Consider the following 15,972-nt stretch of genomic DNA (forward strand, 5'->3'; position numbering starts at 1 on the left):
ATGGCCAAGATTCTTGTCGTCGATGACGAAATCGGCATCCGGGAACTCCTGTCGGAGATCCTGTATGACGAGGGCCATACGGTCGAACTCGCGGAGAACGCGACGCAGGCACGTCAGGCGCGCAATGCCGGCCGTCCCGATCTCGTCCTCCTGGATATCTGGATGCCGGATACCGACGGGGTGAGTCTGCTGAAGGAGTGGTCTTCGCAAGGCCTGCTCACGATGCCGGTGATCATGATGAGTGGTCATGCCACGATCGACACCGCGGTCGAGGCCACGCGTATTGGCGCACTCAATTTCCTGGAAAAGCCCATCACGCTGCAACGCCTGCTCAAGGCCGTGCAAAGCGGCCTGCAGGCGGGCGAGCGCGCGCAGCGCCATGCTCCGGCGGCTGCCGCACCTGCGAGCAACGCCGCAGCGGTGGCAGTGTCGGGTGAACCTGCCCCGGCTGCAGCGGTACCCGCGGCCCAGGCCGCGAGCGAATCCGTGCCGGCCGATGCCGTGGCGCTCTCGGCCCAGGCAGGCGAAGCCAGCCTGGGCAGCATCGCGCTGAATCAGCCACTGCGCGAAGCCCGCGATGCGTTCGAGCGGATCTACTTCGAGCATCATCTGGCCTGCGAGAACGGCAGCATGACGCGCGTGGCCGACAAGACCGGCCTCGAACGCACGCACCTGTATCGCAAGCTCAAGCAGCTCGGTATCGACGTCAACCGCCGCAGCCGGCCCGCCAGCCGCGGCAACTGATCTTTTCCTTCACGCGCCTTCGCCGGAACTGCTGTCGTGAGAATCCTCATCCTCGGGGCTGGGCGCGTGGGCGCGAGCGTGGCCGAGAACCTGGTGTCCGAACAGAACGACATCACGGTCATCGATACCAATGGCGAGTTGCTGCTCGCCCTTCAGGAGCGTCTGGATCTGCGGGTCGTGGCGGGCAATGGTACCCACATTTCGGTGCTGCGCTCGGCAGGCGCCGCCGATGCCGACATGCTCATCGCCTGTACGGCCAGCGACGAGGCCAATCTCGTGGCCTGCAAGGTGGCGCGGCAGATCTTCAATGTCCCGCAGCGCATCGCGCGGATCCGCTCCACGGAATTCGTCGACGAGCCTGATCTCATCGGGCCGGATGGCTTCTGTGTGGATCACCTCATCAGCCCCGAGGCCAGCGTCACCACCTATCTGCACCGGCTGATCGAATTCCCTCAGGCGCTGCAGGTGGTGGACTTCGCCGATGGTCAGGTCACGCTGGTGTTGGTCGTGGTGCCGCGCGAAAGCCCGCTCGTAAACCGTTGTGCGGGGGACATCGCCGCCGATCTGCCGGGCGTGGATGCCCACGTCGTCGCGATCTTTCGCGACGAGCGCGCGATAGAGGTCAATCCCCGCACCGTCGTCCAGGCGGGCGACGAACTGCTCGTGCTCGCGGACGCCCGAACGGCGCGCGGCGCGGTGCGCGAAATGCGCCGGCTCTCGCGTCAGGCACACACGATCATGATCGCCGGCGGCGGCAACATCGGCGCCCGCCTTGCGCGCGAGCTCGCCGAGGAAGGCTATGCCGTCAAGGTGATCGAACACAACCGCGTACGCTGCGAGATGCTGTCGATGACCCTGCCCAGCCGTGTGTTGGTGCTCCAGGGGGATGCAACCGACGAGAACCTGCTCGAGGACGAGAACGTCGAAGGCGTAGACGTCTTCCTCGCACTCACCAACGACGACGAGAACAACATCATGTCCTCGTTGCTCGCCAAGCGCATGGGCGCGCGCCGCGTGATGGCGCTCATCGGCCGTCGCAGCTATGGCGAACTGATGGAAGGCAGTCGCATCGACGTGGCGGTCGCGCCGGACCAGGCGACGATCGGCGAGTTGCTGCGGTATGTCCGACGCGGCGACGTGGTGGCGGTGCACAAGCTGCGCCGGGGTGCCATCGAGGCGCTCGAGGCCATCGCCCATGGTGACGCGAAGTCCTCCAAGGTGGTCGGGCGACGCCTGCGGCAGGTGAAGATGCCGTCAGGCACGAGCATCGTCGCCATCGTGCGCGGCGACACCATCCTGCGTCCCGATCAGGATCCCGTCATCGCGGCCGACGATCACGTCATCGTGCTGGTCACGCGCCGCCGACTGATTCCAAAAGTCGAACAGCTGTTCCAGGTATCGGCCTCGTTCTTCTGACCATCATGAAGCGCCTGCTGCCCATCCTCCACCTGACCGGCTGCGCGATGGTGATCTTCTCGCTCGCCATGCTCATCCCCGTCGGGGTGTCGTTCTACACAGGCGATGGCACGCGCTGGGCGTTCCTTGAAGGCTTCGGGCTGTCGCTGTTGCTCGGGATCCTGCCAATCATCTTCACACGACGGCACCAGCGCGAACTCCAGGCGCGCGACGGCTTTTTGCTCGTCGTGCTGGTCTGGACGCTGCTTCCCCTGCTCGCGACGATCCCGCTCAAGATCTACTTCGATCGGGTGGGCGCGCCAATTCCGCTGACGCACCTGTACTTCGAGACCATGTCGGGGCTCACGACCACCGGCGGCACGGTACTCACCGGACTGGACCTGTTGCCGCCGTCGATCAACGTCTGGCGCGCCACGCTGGTGTGGATCGGGGGCATGGGCATCCTCGTGCTGGCGGTGGCGATTCTGCCCCTGCTGGGCGTGGGTGGCAGCCAAGTGGTGCGCGCAGAGACGCCCGGGCCCATGAAGGAGGAAAAGCTCACGCCGCGCATCGCTGGCACCGCCAAGGCTTTGTATGCCATCTTCCTGACCGTCTCGGTGCTGTGCTGGCTGGCCTACCGAGCTGCAGGACTGGACGGGGTGGATGCCTTCGTGCATATGTGCGCGACCGTGGCACTGGGCGGCTTCTCCACGCTGGACGCGAGCATCGCAGGCTTCGACTCGCTGCGGGTCGAACTCGTGGCCATGGCGTTCATGCTGCTCGGCGCGATCAACTTTGCCACGCACTTCTCGGCCTGGCGTGGCCGCAGTCTGCTGGCTTACCGGCGCTGCCCGGAAGCGTTGTACTTCCTCGCCATCGCGCTTGGCACCGGCATGATCGTGAGCGTGTTCCTCTTCGCCAAGGGTGTCTACCCCGACTTCGGCGAGGCCCTGCGCTACGGGATGTTCAACACGATCTCGGTCATTACCACCACGGGCTTTGCCAACACGGATTACGGCAGCTGGCCGCTCTTTGCCACCGTCCTGATGCTGCTGGTGTCGTGCTTTGCCGCCTCGAGCGGCTCGACAGGAGGCGGCATCAAGCTCATCCGGCTGCTGTTGCTCGTTCGTCAGGCGCGCTACGAACTCCTGCGTCTCGTCCACCCGAAGGCGATTGCGCCCTTGCGGCTGGGCCAGCGCCCCGTCGACAGCCGTGTCCTGCTCGCCGTCGTGGGTTTTCTCGTGCTCTATCTAACCTCGCTCGGCCTGGGCACGCTGCTGCTGCTCGCCTCCGGCCTGGACGGTCTCACCGCCTTTACCGCGACGCTGTCCAGCTTGAACAACACTGGCCCGGGTCTGGGCATGGTCGGGCCCGCGGGCAGCTATGCCGACATGAACGGCTGGCAGATCACGCTGTGCACGTTTGCCATGCTGCTCGGCCGTCTGGAACTGGCCACGGTACTGGTGCTCTTCACCCCCGTGTTCTGGCGCCGCTGAGCGTCTGCATCGGGCACGCCGCCTGCTGTGCGTCTCCCGCACATCGGCCTTCACGGTGTTGTCGCATCCCCTGACTACACTCGTCGACGACGCCCATGGCAGCGCGCTCACGCCCTGCCCCGATGCCGCCCCAAGCGCCCACTGCGACAAAGAACGAGGCGCCCCCCTACCGGAGACCCGCATGGATTCCATCGATTTTGCGCGATCCCGCTACAACACGCTGGGCATCGAACTCGAGCTGCAGCTGCTCGACCCCGACACGCACGATCTCGCCGGCCGGGCCGGCGAACTGCTCGAACAGCTGGCGGATCACCCGGCCGCTGACCGCGTCAAGCCCGAGATGACGCGGGCCATGATCGAACTGAACTCCTCCGTTCACGAACACCCGGCGGGGCTGCTCGCCGAAATGCGCGAACTGCGCACTGCCCTGCTGGGCGCGGCCCAGCGCGTGGGGGTGCGTGTGTCCGGCGGCGGCGCACACCCATTCATGAGCTGGCGCGATTGCGATATCTACGACTCGCCCCGCTTTCGCCGCCTGGCGGATCTGTACGGTTATCTCGCCAGACAATTCACGGTGTTCGGTCAGCACATCCATCTTGGCGTGGCCAACGGCAACGCCGCCTGCGATCTCATCCGTCGCCTCTCGCCCTACGTCCCGCATCTGGTGGCGCTGTCGGCCTCCTCGCCATACCGGGAGGGCGTGGACACGCTCTTTGCCTGCAGCCGTCTGAACGCCGTCCAGGCATTCCCCCTGTCCGGCCACCTCCCCGAAGACGTGCACGACTGGTATCAGTTCGAGGCCTACTACAACCGCATGCGCTCGCTGGGCCTGGTCGAGAGCCTGAAGGACCTGTACTGGGACATCCGGCCCAAGCCGGAACTCGGCACGATCGAGATCCGGGTGTGCGACACGCCCCTCACGCTGGAGAAGGCCTGCCAGCTGGCAGCGTTCGTCCAGGCGCTGGCCGAAGCCGTGCGCCGTGAGCCTGCGCCCAGCGCGCAGATGTGGCTGGCCTACGATACCAACCGCTTCCAGGCGACGCGCTTCGGGCTTCAGGCAGCGTACGTGACGCCAGAGGGCGAACGCGGTCGACTCATCACCCACCTTCGCACTACCTTCGACAAGGTGATGCCGGTGGCTGAGGAGCTCGGCACGGCGGATCTGGTCGGCACCTTGCGTGACGAGGCATTACATGTGGGCAATGATGCACGCTGGCTGCGCAGCCGCTACCACGAGCATCGCGATCTGCGTGCGGTGGTCGCCGCGGCAGCGGACGCGTGGCAGAGCGAGACAGGTACGGCGGGCACGCTGGTCACGACACCGGCGCGTCGCCGCGTTCGCGCGAGCTCGGAACCGATCGCGAGCAGTCTGCCCCTGCTACCTGCGGACATGACGCGCCGACCCGAACGACTGCATTGATGTGCCAGCTCGACCGTTACGCGAACGTACAAGGCTTTACACCTGGTTGAGCTGGCTCGTGCCATAAATGCCGCAAAGGGCAGCGGGTCTGAAATTTGCTCTGCTGTCTCGCACTTTGATTCTTACCACCTCAGGAGTCCAACCATGAAAATCACGTCTTTCGCCAAGATCGCCGCCGTCTCCGTCGTTGCCCTCTCCGCTGCTGGCTGCTCCACGTGGGACAGCATGAGCAGTCGTCAGAAGGGTGCCGTGACCGGCGCTGGCGTGGGTGGCGTGGCCGGTGCGGCCATCACGAACGGCGGCGTGCTGGGCACGGTCGGCGGCGCTGCCATTGGCGGCGTCGTCGGCGATCAGATCGGCAAGCGCCGCTGATCTCGCGACCCAGTCCAGGGGCTCAAGGGCTCGCGGGATGCTGCCGATCGGCAGCATCCCGCGAGCCCTTTCCCATGGCGAGCCAGCCGAGCGCCGCGAGCGGCCACAGCACGGCGATCTCGCGCAGCAAGGCATCCAGATACAGCAGCCCGGTGTAGCCCGTGGCCACAGATGCCTGGAAATAGCGGTCAATCGGAAAGAGATTGACGATCAGGAGCTGGCCCAGGAGGGTCAGGATGGCGACGCGGCGCTGCCAGACGGCAGGCGCGGCCGTCAGCACCGTGGCCGCGACCAATCCGGCGAGCAGGCCACCCCAGGCACCGGGGGTCAGCCAGGCGAACACGTCCGGCCCGCCCGGCGGCGCGAGCGGCTGCGCCGCCGCCTTCACGCTCAGGGCCACGATCACCAGCAGCGGCATGAGAAGCGCCCGCAGCGGCACGGGGCGCAGGCAGTGCATGAGAAGCATGGCCATGCCGGTCACGGCGAAAGCCGTGCATACCTGTTCGGCCCGCACGCGCCACATCGGATCCATGCCGGCTACGCCAGGCCACCACGCCTCTGGCCGAAAGGCGGCCTCTGGCAAGAGCCCGACGATGTCGCCCGTGCCGAAGAGCATGGGCTGCGCCGGAATCTGCGCCAGGATCCAGAGCCCGGCCAGCACGACCGCGGCGTGCGTCCCGGGCCGCAACATCCGGCGGCCCCAGTGCACTTCCCAGGCGGCATCGATGATGCGCCGCGCGGTCAGCACACCTACCACTGCGCCGATGAAAGCGCCCATCGTGTTGGCGAGGAAATCCACGTTGGACGCCACACGACCGGGCAGATAGGTCTGGATCGATTCCACCGTCGCTGACATGGCCGCGCACACCAGGGTGCTGGCCACGACGGCCGCCACCCCGCGCACGGCGGGCCGCAGCGACCACGCGAGCAAGAGCCCCACGGGCAGGTAGGCCAGGACGTTCCACGCGATCTCGGGAAACGTCCAATACCTTGGAAATGGCGCGCCGAGCCAGGCAAAGGGCGAGACCCCGGGATGCGACCATTCCGTGGCCGGAAAGAAGCTGCCGTACACCAGCAGGCAGACCGCGACGAGGAAAGCCAGCCGGGCCGTGGGCGAGCCGGCCCCCGGAGCCGAGCCGTCACCGGCCATCAGCGCACGCCGGGTCGGCCGGTCGCGGCGAGACTGGGCTGCTGGGACAGCCACTCCGCCAGATTGTCGGACACGGCATCGACCGCACTGCGCAAGGCGCGCGCGCCACCCGGCGCATCGCCGCTGGCCGCTGGCACGCTCAGCGCGAGCCGCAATTGATCGAGCACACGGCCATCTTGCGTGAGCACGGCGCGCAGGGCGATGTCGCCCGCGCTCACCGGGGCGCCGCCGACGGCAGCCGCCGGATCGAACACTTGCTCGAAACGCTCGAGCGTGACACGCAGCTCGGGCAGTCCGCCGGTATTGCCCGGCAGCACCGGCCCTTCGGTCGATAGACGCTCACGCAGACGCTGGCCCAGCAACTCGGCAGGGGGCGATGCCCACTGATAGGACGCATAGGCCTGCGGCGAAAGCGAGCCCTTTTCGCGCCAGACCACGCCCTGGCTGCGCAACAAGGGTGCTGCCTCGACCGCGGGCACCGCCAGTGGTGCCCGAGGCGGCAACGGCACACGCGGCGTCTGGGTCGTGCCCACGTCGAGCACCTGCGGCTGTGGGGCGACCTGGCCCAGGCTGCCGCAGCCAGCCAGCACGATGGCGCAGCCGGCCGCGAGAAGCCAGCGGGTGGCTGAGCGTGCGTGTTGCGCGTTGCGTGCGAATCCCTGCGTCATGGTCCTTCCTCTCGTTGCCTAGCGGATGCCGTGGGCGGCATCCCTCATTGTCCCTGGAATCCCTCAAATCCGGGCTCGCCTGGCCCGGGGCGCACGGGCGCCGGGCCAAAGAGCAGCGACTGCGGCGCACGCTCCACCTGCTGCAGGGTGCGGCTGGCCGAGCGTGCGGCCTGGCCCACCTCGCCCACCGCCCCCGATACCTGCGGCACCACGCCTGCCAGCTGGGCAGCCGCGCGGCGCAGGTCCGCCACGCTCTGGCCGGCCTGCTCAACCATCCCGCCAGGCCCGGTGATCGTCGCGAGCGAGCGGCGCGCGTCGGTGGCCAGCCCGGCGATCTCGCGCACGGCTGTGTTGGCCTCGCCTGCGGCCTGCTTGAAGCTGCGCATCATCGGCACGGCCTCGGCCACCGCCGGCTGCAGGTTGGCGAGCAGCGAGTCCATCTGCGCCGTCGCATCCGCCACGTTCTCCAGCGCCGTGTGCAGCGCGCGCTGGTTCTCGGGCCCCAGCATCGCCACCACCTGGTCGCCTGCGGTCTGCAGACGATCCATGAGCTCACCGGCCTGGTCCATCAGCCGCTCGGTCAAGCCAGGCTGCATGTCCATGCGCGCCACCTTGGACGCGGAGGACGGCAGGGGCTGGCCGAGCCGGCCGTCGTCGTTCAGGTCCACATACGCCACGCCCGTCACACCCTTCATCTCGATCGTCGCCTTCAACGCGTCGGTCATCGGCGTGCCATCCTGCACGCCGATGCGTATGAGCATCACGCCCTGGCCATCCGGCTCGAATCCAATGGACTGTACCTTGCCCACGAGCAGCCCGCGATAGCGAACGTCGGCCTGCGGCGTGAGGCCACGCACCGAGCCGACCGTCACGAGATCGTAGGGCACGAGATCGCGGTTGTCACGGTTGAGCCAGACAATCACCAGCGCCGTCGCCGCCGCCAGCAGGATCGTGAATAGGCCCGCGATCAGGGCATGGCTACGGTTTTCCATCGTCGGGATGCTCCTGCTCGCGTGCAGCGTTCAATTCCCGGGCGCGCTGACCGCGCTCCCCGAGAAAGAAGGTCTTGATGAAGGGATGATCGAAGTCGAGGACGGCCTCGACGGTGTCGCACACGATGACTTTCTTTTCCGCCAGCACCGCCACGCGCTCGGACAGCGCGAAGAGCGTGTCCAGATCGTGCGTGATCATCACGACGGTGAAGCCAAGCTGACGATGCAGCCGGCGGATCAGGGTCACGAATTCGTCGGAACGCGTCGGATCCAGCCCCGCGGTGGGCTCGTCCAGGAAGACGAGCTCCGGATCGAGGGCCAGCGCGCGCGCGAGTGCCACGCGCTTGACCATGCCGCCGGACAGATCCGCCGGCGCCTTGTTGGCATCGTCGCCCGTGAGGCCTACGAGGGAAAGCCGCGTCGTGACCACGTCGCGCACCACCGATTCCGGCAGCGAGCGAAGTTCGCGCAGCGGCAGCGCCACGTTGTCGAACACCGAGAGCGCCGAGAAGAGCGCCCCCGACTGGAACAGCACGCCCCAGCGCTGACGCAGGGCAAAGCGTTGGCGCGCGTTGCCGCTGCGCGGGCCCTGACCGAACACGCGGATGCTGCCCGCCGCCGGCGCGGTCAGGCCGAGGATCTGACGCAAGAGCACGGTCTTGCCCGTGCCCGAGCCGCCCACGATCGTGAGGATCTCGCCCCGGCGCACGGTGAGTGAGAGATTCTCGTGCACGACATGCTGGCCGAAGGCCGTGCGCAGGCCGTCGATCTCGATGACTGGCTCGCCTGCCCCGGCGCGATCCGGCTGCGTGGCGGCGACCACGGCGGCGCTCAAAAGCCCACCTCGCTGAAGATGATCGCGCAGATGGCATCGGCCAGGATCACCGCGGTGATCGACGTCACCACAGACGCCGTGGTGCCGCGGCCCAGGCTTTCGGTGTTGGGCTCGATGCGCAGGCCGTAATGGCAGGCGATCAGCGCGATGAGGGCGCCAAAGAGGAAGCCCTTGCCAAAGCCGATCCAGAAGTTGGCAAGCGAGATCGCATCGCGCAGCGACAGCAGGAACCAGGTGGGTGAAAGGTCCAACGTGATGGCCGCGACCATCATCCCGCCCAGCAAGGCCATGGCGTCCGTCCACAGGATCACGAGCGGCATGGCGATGGACAGCGCGATGACGCGCGGCAGCACGAGCCGCTGCCCGTGCGAGATGCCCATGACCTGCATGGCGTCGAGTTCCTCGGTGACGCGCATGACGCCGATCTGTGCGGTAATCGCCGAGCCGGAGCGCCCCGCGACGAGGATGGCGGCAAGCACCGGGCCGAGTTCGCGCACCACGGCCACGCCGAGCAGATCCACGATGTAGACCGAGGCGCCGAAGAGGGCGAGCTGCTGCGCGGAAAGATAGGAGAGCACGACCCCGATGAGAAACCCCACCAGCGCGGTGATCACGAGCGCCTGTGCGCCGGCCTGGTAGATCTGGGCGGAGATCTCGCGCCAGGGCCCGCGCAGAGGGCGCATGACGAAGGCACCCGTGTCGAGCAACAGCTGGCCGAGCAGCGTGAGCATCTCCCGGCCATGCACATACGTGCCGTAGACCCCGTCACCGACGTGACGGATGGCCGCGAAGGACTCGCGGTGCGGCTTGGGCGGCGGCTCGTGGCCATGCTCCTCAAGCATGTCGAAAGTGTCGCTCGCCGTGTCCGACAAGGTGAGCTCGGCCGGCAGCTTGCGCCCCCAGGCCTGCCAGAGCAATTGGGCGCCCACCGCGTCGAGACTCTGCACCTCGCTCAGATCCCAGCGGTCCTTCGCGCTCGCGCGTGCGAGCGCCTGCTGGCGGCGCGCCACCTCGCGCCGACGGCGCAAGGCCTGCACGGTCCAGTCCCCGCGCACGTGCACCGCGCCATCGGCGCGTTCGACGGTGGCGTCAGCGCTGGCCATGGGCGCGTGCCCGGCCGCCGACGAACGGTCCGGACGACCTGAATACAATATCGAACATCCTGTGGGCCCTTGCCCCGTTCCGTTGCCGCATGCCTGTGCCAGCTCCTTCCGACCTGCCTCTTCCCGACGTTCTGGCGCATCGACTGCGACAGCTGCTTCCCGATTGGGCTCACGTGGCGTGGCTCCCGGTGTCGGGATCCACCAATACCGACCTGCTCGCGCAGGCGCGCGCGGGCGAACCCATGCCGCGCCTGCTGGGCACGCACGCGCAAACTGCCGGGCGCGGCAGGGCCAATCGCAACTTTCGTACCGACCCCGGCGACGCGCTCATGTTCTCGTGCGCGTTCGAGACGGCGCTGCCCATGGCGGCCCTGCCGACGCTCTCCGTGCGTCTCGGGTTGGCGGCCTGCGAAGCCCTGGATTCCCTGCTCGCGCCGGGCCACCGATTGTACCTGAAGTGGCCCAACGATCTGCAATGGGGTGAGGCCAAGCTCGCCGGGATTCTGATGGAGAGTGCCGGCAGCGCGACGCCTGGCCGCACGCGGCTCGTGATCGGCCTGGGCATGAATCTGCGCGGTGCGGATGCGCTGAGCGACGCGCTGGGCCGGGCTGTGGCGGACTGGCGCATGGCCGACTGCGCCCATCCGCCAGATCTCGTCTGCGCCACCATCGCCGGACGCTGGGCGCTGGCGCTGCGCGAAGCCGAATCGAACTGGCAACCGGGCTACGGCCTGTCTGACCTGCCTGCCGCCTTTGCCCGTCACGACGCACTCGCCGGGCGCGCCGTCAACGTGCTGGACAACGGCGTGGTCCAGCGACAGGGCGTGGCATGCGGCGTGGCGCCGGACGGCCAACTGCGATTACGCGGCGAGCACGGCGAGTTCCATGTCAACGTGGGCGACATCTCGGTTCGAGCCGATACGGTGGCCACGCCATGAAACTGCTGATGGATGTCGGCAACTCCCGCGTGAAGCTGGGCTGGCTGGCTGATGACGCTCGCGCGAGCGGCCGCCGTCGCCCTCACCCGCGATGGTCTGGCAGACCAACTGACCGCCTGGCTGCAGGCATTGCCCCGCAGCCCGGTGCAGGCGTTGGGCGTGAACGTCGGGGGCGAGGCGGTCGCTCGCACGCTGGCCGACGCGTTGCATGCCGTGGGGTGCCCCGTGCAGTGGCACACCGCCCAGGCCCGCACGCTGGGCCTCGTGAACGGCTATCGCGAGCCGCGCCGATTGGGCGCGGATCGCTGGCTGTCGCTGGTCGGATTGTGGGCCCACCCTCGTCATCGCGCCGTGCCCGGCGCGTTGCCCGGCACGCGCATTCTTGCCACCTTCGGCACCGCAACCACCGTGGATACGCTCACGGCAGACGGCCGTTTCGCCGGCGGGCTCATCCTGCCCGGGGTGCAGATGATGCTGGATTCCTTGGCGCGGGGCACGGCGCAGCTGCCCCTGGCGGGCGGTGCCGCAGCGGATTTTCCCGACCATACCGACGCGGCGATCATGTCCGGCGTCCTCGCGGCGCAGACGGGCGCGTGGTGCGCCAGTGCCGTCTGGCGCTCGAACACTTCCCGGATCTGCCGGTGCACGTGGCCGTGGCCGGCGGCGCCTGGCCGACCATCGGCCCGGAGCTTGCGCGGGCGTTGACCGGGCTTGCCCTGGCGGGCGCGCCTCAAGTACTGGATAATCCGGTGCTCGATGGCCTGGCCATGCTGGCTGGCGCCTCACCCGACGTGCCCCGTCCCCATGCGTAATTTCTTCTTCCTGGCGCTGCTCGCCAACTTCCTGCTCTATGCCTTTGGCACGGGCGCCTTCGGGCCCCCGCCTCAGGAGCAGGGTCGCGAGCCCTTGCGCATGAACCAGCAGATCCGTGCCGACTCGCTCAGCACGCGCCCGCTCAGCCCCTGATCTTGCGCACCAGCGCGGTTGTCGAGCGCTGGAACTCGAACGGAATCGCCACCGCACGGCCGCCCCAGGATTCGACCAGGGCGGTCTCGGCAAGCGTGCGCATGTCGTAATCGCCCCCTTTCACGATGATGTCCGGCCGCAGGGCCGCGATCAGCGCCTCGGGCGTGTCCTCCTCGAAGAAGGTCACGCCATCCACGCACGCGAGCGCGGCCAGCAGCGCCGCCCGGTCGGCCTCGCCATTGAGCGGCCGATCCTCGCCCTTGCCCAGGCGCCGCGCGGAGGCATCCGTGTTGATCGCCACGATCAGGCTCGCCCCGAGCTGCGCGGCCTCGTCGAGATAGGTCACGTGGCCGCGATGCAGGATGTCGAAGACGCCGTTGGTGAAGACCAGCGGACGCGGCAGCGCGCGCACGGCGGCCTCGACGTCGGCGCGGGAATGGATCTTGAGTTCGAAGCGCGCAGCCATGGCGGTCTCCAGGACAGGGGGGAATCGATGCCGGGCAGGCCACGGCGACAGCCGGCGATTGTAGAGCGCGCGCCCCGACGCCTGCCGGTTCGCGGTATCGTTGCGGCCATGGCCGACGTTCACTTCACCTTCAACGCCCCCGACCGCCTGCTGGCGGCCTGCCGTCTGGCCGAGGCCAGCTATCGGTCCGGCGAGCGCCTGGCTGTCTATTGCCGCGACAAGCGCCGCCTGCACGCCTTCAACCGCCTGCTGTGGGAATACGAGCGCACGTCCTTCGTGCCTCATCTGCCCGCTGCGGATCCGCTCTCGGCCCAGACACCCGTCGTCCTCACGGACACGGCGCCCGGCGAAGGCTTCGCCGCCGTGTTGAACCTGGACGATGACTGCGTGCCGCCCACGGCCGGCGTCGCCCGCATCCTGGAAGTGGTCTCCACCGATGCTGGGGAGCGCACCCAGGCGCGGGATCGCTGGCGCGCCTACCAGGCAGCCGGCCACACCCTGCAGCGCCACGACCTGTCCCAAGCCACTGCCTGAGATCGCCATGACGCACCTGCCGCCCTTCCGGACCCGGCAATCCGCCGCGCCCCCCGAGCCTGACGATGACTTCGACGACGAACTGCCCCTGCTGGGCGAGGACGCGATCCTGGAACGCGGAGCGCCCGAGCCCGCGCCAGCCGACAACCCGCCATGGGACATCGACGACGAGGATGAGGTGAAGCCGGCAGGGCGGGCGCATCCGGAGCCCGAGGACGAAGCCGTCACCGAACTGCTGCGCGACCTGAACGACGTGGTGCCTGCCGCGACGCTGGCGGGTGCGTGGTCGGCGCAGTATGAATCGTCGCAACGCGGCAAGGGCGGCTACGAGGCCGAGGGCGCGCCACCGGTGCTGACCGACGTTCTCATGGAAGCGCCGCTGGCCCCGCTGCCGGAAATGCCTGCCAGCTCGCCCCGTGCCTCGATCGCACCGGAGGCAGCGGCCACACCACAACCCGCCGAAGCGCCATTGCTGCTCGCCCGGGCGGACGCAGACGAGGGCCTGGAAGCTGCCGGCCTCACGGCGGCCGACGAAGCCTTGGCCGAACGGATCGCCGACAGCGTGCTGGCCGCGCTGCAGCCCACACTGCGCGACACGGTACTCGACGCCGTCCGCGACACGCTGGCCGCGGCCCGCCGCCAGCCCTGAGCCGGCGCGGCGGCGCGCCTCAGCGCTCGCCGCCCGCAGCCGCCTCGCGCACGGCACGATCCGATGGCAGCCACAGCACCACCGCGGCCGTGCAGAGCGCAATGCCGGCCATGAGCAGGAAGAGCGTGGTGAAGCCCGAGACCTTCACCACCGGCCCGAGCAGCCACACGGCCGCCGAACTGATGCCGAACGACACCGCGAGCCGCATGCCGGCCACCCGCGAGCGCACCCGATCGTCCACATATTTCACGATCATCGCATCGGTAAAGGGGATCGCGCCGAAGATGCACACCATGGCGCCGGTCAGCGCGACGAAGAGCCACCAGCCCTGGCCCACCGCTGCCAGGAGCAGCCAGGGAATCTGCGCGAGGATGATGCCCAGGTACAGCCGCTTGAGCGGCACGCGGTCGATGAGCCGGCCCACCACCACCTGGGCCAGCGAGGCGACGGCGTAGACGGCGGCGAGCAGCAGGCCGATCAGCGCGGGATCCTCGATGACGCCGGCAAAGCGCTCCACCATGAACTGCGTGTTGCCGTTGGTGGTGAAATTGAAGAGCAGGCTGCCCGTGACCGCGGCGGCGCTCATGACTGTCAGGGCGCGCATCAGCAGCGCGCGCGGCAACACGACGGCCGGCGGCTTGCGCGAGCGCCCCGGCGGCTCGCCCTGCGGCGGGCACAGCCGGGCAAAGGCCACGCCGCACGCGATCGACGCGAGACCCGGCACCACGAAGGCCGCACGCCAGCCAAGCCACTGTACGAGAAAGCCCGTCAGCAGCGCGGCACCGGCCACGCCCAGGTTGCCCGCCAGCCCGTTCAGGCCGATGACCGCACCCGGCTGACGCGCGCGCTGCACCAGCATCGGAATGCCCACAGGGTGGTAGATGGCGGCAAAGGCACCGATCAACGTGAGCCCGGCCGCGAGCTGCCACGGCCCCTGTGCGAGCGACGTCACCAACGCCGCCACACCCAGACCAAAGAAGAACACCAGCATCATGGGGCGGCGCCCCCAGAGATCGCCCAGGCGGCCCGCCGGCACGGAGCCCAGGCCGAACAGGAAGAAGGCACCGACGCCGTAGGGCATCAGGTCCTCCCAGCGTGCAAAGCCGAATTCGGCCGCGATGCTGCCGACGGCCGTCGCGAAGATCAGGATGAAGAGGTGATCGAGCGCGTGGCCGATGTTGAGCAGGCGCACGACGGCACGGGGGTGGTCGTCCGCCGTGGCCGTGTTCACGGGCAGCGGCTGCGGGGCGAGAACGGCCTCGGCCGCGGCGGCAGGCGCCTGGGCAAGGCTCGGGGAGCGGTCAGGAGTCATGCCGCGCAGTGTGCGCGCAGTATCATCGGCTGTCTTTCGAGGTTTTGCAGGGAACCATCGCGATATGGACACACTGCTGCTCTTGCCGCCGTCGGAACGCGTGCCCGAGGATCTGCCGCCCGCCGACGCGGGGCCCATGCTGATCGCGCGCTGCCGATCGTTTGCCCCCGGGCACCGGATTCCGGCGCATCGGCATGCTCGCGGACAGTTCCTGTACTCGGTGGCCGGCACCATGGGCGTGCGCACGCCAGGCCAGGTCTGGCTCGTGCCGCCCAGCCGCGCCCTGTGGCTGCCCGCAGGCACCGAGCACGTCGTGCACGCCCACGGCGACGTGCACATGCGCACGCTCTACCTCGACGCGACCAGCGCGGCCCGACTGCCGGCGCGGTGTGCCGCGCTGGACGTCACGCCCCTGCTGCGCGAACTCATCGTGCGCCTGACCACCCCCGTGGACCCGGCCGAGACCGAGGACACGCGGGATCTGGCAGCCCGGCTGGCCGTGGCCGAGATCGGCCAGTTGCCGGCCTGCGCGCTCGCGCTGCCGCTCCCGCAGAGCGCAGACCTGGCAGCCTGGTGCGAGGGCTGGCTGCGCGAGATCGGCGGCGTGCCCGGCGATGCGCTGTCGGCCGCGCCGACCAGCATGAGCCCACGCACGCTCTACCGGCGCTTCCAGCAGGAGACCGGCATCAGCTTCGTGCGCTGGCGCCAGCAGGCGTGTCTTCTCGAAGCCGTGCGCCGGCTCGCGGCGGGTGTGGCCGTCACCCGCGTGGCGCTCGATCTGGGCTATGACAGCCCGAGCGCTTTCACCGCCATGTTCCGCCGCGCGTTGGGCGCCTCGCCGCGCGCCTTCTTCGCCAGGGGCGCCAACGGCTCGACGGCGGGCGACTTCGCCTAAAATGCCCGGTTAACCGTCCATTTTGCGAAGCCGCCCC

General features: G+C 68.7%; 18 protein-coding genes. 11 read left to right on the forward strand and 7 right to left on the reverse strand.

From position 1 onward, the window contains the following. The 5 genes from IMZ29_RS09280 to IMZ29_RS09300 all read left to right on the forward strand — a co-directional run bounded on the left by IMZ29_RS09280 (position 1) and on the right by IMZ29_RS09300 (position 5,427). Entirely contained in the window at positions 1–744 is a 744-nt protein-coding gene (locus tag IMZ29_RS09280; RefSeq protein ID WP_216183039.1) for a response regulator, read from the forward strand. 36 nt (positions 745–780) lie between these two features. Further along, a complete protein-coding gene (gene trkA, locus IMZ29_RS09285) occupies positions 781–2,160 on the forward strand; it encodes a Trk system potassium transporter TrkA (protein WP_216183041.1) in 1,380 nt (459 codons plus the stop codon). 5 nt (positions 2,161–2,165) lie between these two features. Next, positions 2,166–3,635 (forward strand): TrkH family potassium uptake protein, encoded by a 1,470-nt coding sequence (locus IMZ29_RS09290; protein ID WP_216183043.1) that lies wholly within the window; start codon positions 2,166–2,168, stop codon positions 3,633–3,635. 181 nt (positions 3,636–3,816) lie between these two features. Next, entirely contained in the window at positions 3,817–5,055 is a 1,239-nt protein-coding gene (locus tag IMZ29_RS09295; RefSeq protein WP_216183045.1) for a YbdK family carboxylate-amine ligase, read from the forward strand. Between the two features lie 144 nt (positions 5,056–5,199). After that, complete coding sequence (locus IMZ29_RS09300) at positions 5,200–5,427, forward strand: YMGG-like glycine zipper-containing protein (protein WP_216183046.1); 228 nt, start codon at positions 5,200–5,202, stop codon at positions 5,425–5,427. Between the two features lie 22 nt (positions 5,428–5,449). Here the strand turns inward: IMZ29_RS09300 and IMZ29_RS09305 are convergent, their stop codons facing one another. Genes IMZ29_RS09305 through IMZ29_RS09325 form a run of 5 tightly spaced genes read right to left on the reverse strand, consistent with a single transcriptional unit; the run spans position 5,450 to position 10,175 of the window. Next, positions 5,450–6,577 (reverse strand): VanZ family protein, encoded by a 1,128-nt coding sequence (locus tag IMZ29_RS09305; protein ID WP_216183048.1) that lies wholly within the window; start codon positions 6,575–6,577, stop codon positions 5,450–5,452. Continuing rightward, entirely contained in the window at positions 6,577–7,245 is a 669-nt protein-coding gene (locus tag IMZ29_RS09310; protein WP_216183050.1) for an ABC-type transport auxiliary lipoprotein family protein, read from the reverse strand. Before IMZ29_RS09310 ends, IMZ29_RS09305 begins: the two co-directional genes overlap by 1 nt. A gap of 44 nt (positions 7,246–7,289) precedes the next feature. Then, positions 7,290–8,237, reverse strand: coding sequence for an MlaD family protein (locus tag IMZ29_RS09315; protein ID WP_216183052.1), 948 nt, complete (start codon positions 8,235–8,237; stop codon positions 7,290–7,292). Further along, complete coding sequence (locus IMZ29_RS09320) at positions 8,224–9,072, reverse strand: ABC transporter ATP-binding protein (protein WP_216183054.1); 849 nt, start codon at positions 9,070–9,072, stop codon at positions 8,224–8,226. Before IMZ29_RS09320 ends, IMZ29_RS09315 begins: the two co-directional genes overlap by 14 nt. Continuing rightward, the gene (locus IMZ29_RS09325; protein WP_216183056.1) at positions 9,069–10,175 is read right to left on the reverse strand and encodes an MlaE family ABC transporter permease; all 1,107 of its coding nucleotides are present in this window, start codon (positions 10,173–10,175) and stop codon (positions 9,069–9,071) included. Before IMZ29_RS09325 ends, IMZ29_RS09320 begins: the two co-directional genes overlap by 4 nt. Positions 10,176–10,264: 89 nt before the next feature. Between IMZ29_RS09325 and IMZ29_RS09330 the strand changes: the two genes are divergently transcribed. The 3 genes from IMZ29_RS09330 (at position 10,265) to IMZ29_RS09340 (ending at position 12,079) form a co-directional block, all read left to right on the forward strand. Further along, positions 10,265–11,113, forward strand: coding sequence for a biotin--[acetyl-CoA-carboxylase] ligase (locus IMZ29_RS09330; RefSeq protein ID WP_216183058.1), 849 nt, complete (start codon positions 10,265–10,267; stop codon positions 11,111–11,113). A gap of 51 nt (positions 11,114–11,164) precedes the next feature. Continuing rightward, complete coding sequence (locus tag IMZ29_RS09335; protein WP_371820190.1) at positions 11,165–11,818, forward strand: type III pantothenate kinase; 654 nt, start codon at positions 11,165–11,167, stop codon at positions 11,816–11,818. Between the two features lie 99 nt (positions 11,819–11,917). After that, positions 11,918–12,079, forward strand: a complete 162-nt coding sequence (locus IMZ29_RS09340; protein WP_216183060.1) for a hypothetical protein — start codon at positions 11,918–11,920, stop codon at positions 12,077–12,079. Here IMZ29_RS09340 and rfaE2 read toward each other — a convergent pair. Further along, positions 12,069–12,545, reverse strand: coding sequence for a D-glycero-beta-D-manno-heptose 1-phosphate adenylyltransferase (gene rfaE2 / locus IMZ29_RS09345; RefSeq protein ID WP_216183062.1), 477 nt, complete (start codon positions 12,543–12,545; stop codon positions 12,069–12,071). The two genes, IMZ29_RS09340 and rfaE2, sit on opposite strands and share 11 nt — an antisense overlap. 108 nt (positions 12,546–12,653) lie before the next feature. Between rfaE2 and IMZ29_RS09350 the strand changes: the two genes are divergently transcribed. Further along, entirely contained in the window at positions 12,654–13,079 is a 426-nt protein-coding gene (locus tag IMZ29_RS09350; protein ID WP_216183064.1) for a DNA polymerase III subunit chi, read from the forward strand. A gap of 7 nt (positions 13,080–13,086) precedes the next feature. Next, positions 13,087–13,728 carry a hypothetical protein gene (locus IMZ29_RS09355; RefSeq protein WP_216183066.1) on the forward strand — a complete coding sequence of 214 codons (642 nt, stop codon included), beginning with the start codon at positions 13,087–13,089 and terminating at the stop codon, positions 13,726–13,728. Positions 13,729–13,747: 19 nt separating this feature from the next. Here the strand turns inward: IMZ29_RS09355 and IMZ29_RS09360 are convergent, their stop codons facing one another. After that, entirely contained in the window at positions 13,748–15,040 is a 1,293-nt protein-coding gene (locus IMZ29_RS09360; protein WP_216183069.1) for an MFS transporter, read from the reverse strand. A gap of 64 nt (positions 15,041–15,104) precedes the next feature. On the opposite strand from IMZ29_RS09360, the gene IMZ29_RS09365 reads away from it, so the two are divergent. Continuing rightward, positions 15,105–15,935, forward strand: a complete 831-nt coding sequence (locus IMZ29_RS09365; RefSeq protein ID WP_216183071.1) for an AraC family transcriptional regulator — start codon at positions 15,105–15,107, stop codon at positions 15,933–15,935. Positions 15,936–15,972 lie beyond the last annotated feature (37 nt).

It is taken from the genome of Verticiella alkaliphila (assembly GCF_018904615.1).
In the GTDB taxonomy this organism is placed as follows: Bacteria; Pseudomonadota; Gammaproteobacteria; order Burkholderiales; family Burkholderiaceae_B; genus Verticiella; species Verticiella alkaliphila.

Excerpts from the sequence above, each read along its gene's own strand:
- IMZ29_RS09280 (WP_216183039.1), top strand. The coding sequence starts at position 1 with ATGGCCAAGATTCTTGTCGTCGATGACGAAATCGGCATCCGGGAACTC.
- IMZ29_RS09290 (WP_216183043.1), top strand. The coding sequence starts at position 2,166 with ATGAAGCGCCTGCTGCCCATCCTCCACCTGACCGGCTGCGCGATGGTG.
- IMZ29_RS09295 (WP_216183045.1), top strand. The coding sequence starts at position 3,817 with ATGGATTCCATCGATTTTGCGCGATCCCGCTACAACACGCTGGGCATC.
- IMZ29_RS09300 (WP_216183046.1), top strand. The coding sequence starts at position 5,200 with ATGAAAATCACGTCTTTCGCCAAGATCGCCGCCGTCTCCGTCGTTGCC.
- IMZ29_RS09305 (WP_216183048.1), bottom strand. The coding sequence starts at position 6,577 with ATGGCCGGTGACGGCTCGGCTCCGGGGGCCGGCTCGCCCACGGCCCGG.
- IMZ29_RS09310 (WP_216183050.1), bottom strand. The coding sequence starts at position 7,245 with ATGACGCAGGGATTCGCACGCAACGCGCAACACGCACGCTCAGCCACC.
- IMZ29_RS09315 (WP_216183052.1), bottom strand. The coding sequence starts at position 8,237 with ATGGAAAACCGTAGCCATGCCCTGATCGCGGGCCTATTCACGATCCTG.
- IMZ29_RS09325 (WP_216183056.1), bottom strand. The coding sequence starts at position 10,175 with ATGGCCAGCGCTGACGCCACCGTCGAACGCGCCGATGGCGCGGTGCAC.
- IMZ29_RS09330 (WP_216183058.1), top strand. The coding sequence starts at position 10,265 with ATGCCTGTGCCAGCTCCTTCCGACCTGCCTCTTCCCGACGTTCTGGCG.
- IMZ29_RS09335 (WP_371820190.1), top strand. The coding sequence starts at position 11,165 with ATGACGCTCGCGCGAGCGGCCGCCGTCGCCCTCACCCGCGATGGTCTG.
- IMZ29_RS09340 (WP_216183060.1), top strand. The coding sequence starts at position 11,918 with ATGCGTAATTTCTTCTTCCTGGCGCTGCTCGCCAACTTCCTGCTCTAT.
- rfaE2 (WP_216183062.1), bottom strand. The coding sequence starts at position 12,545 with ATGGCTGCGCGCTTCGAACTCAAGATCCATTCCCGCGCCGACGTCGAG.
- IMZ29_RS09350 (WP_216183064.1), top strand. The coding sequence starts at position 12,654 with ATGGCCGACGTTCACTTCACCTTCAACGCCCCCGACCGCCTGCTGGCG.
- IMZ29_RS09355 (WP_216183066.1), top strand. The coding sequence starts at position 13,087 with ATGACGCACCTGCCGCCCTTCCGGACCCGGCAATCCGCCGCGCCCCCC.
- IMZ29_RS09360 (WP_216183069.1), bottom strand. The coding sequence starts at position 15,040 with ATGACTCCTGACCGCTCCCCGAGCCTTGCCCAGGCGCCTGCCGCCGCG.
- IMZ29_RS09365 (WP_216183071.1), top strand. The coding sequence starts at position 15,105 with ATGGACACACTGCTGCTCTTGCCGCCGTCGGAACGCGTGCCCGAGGAT.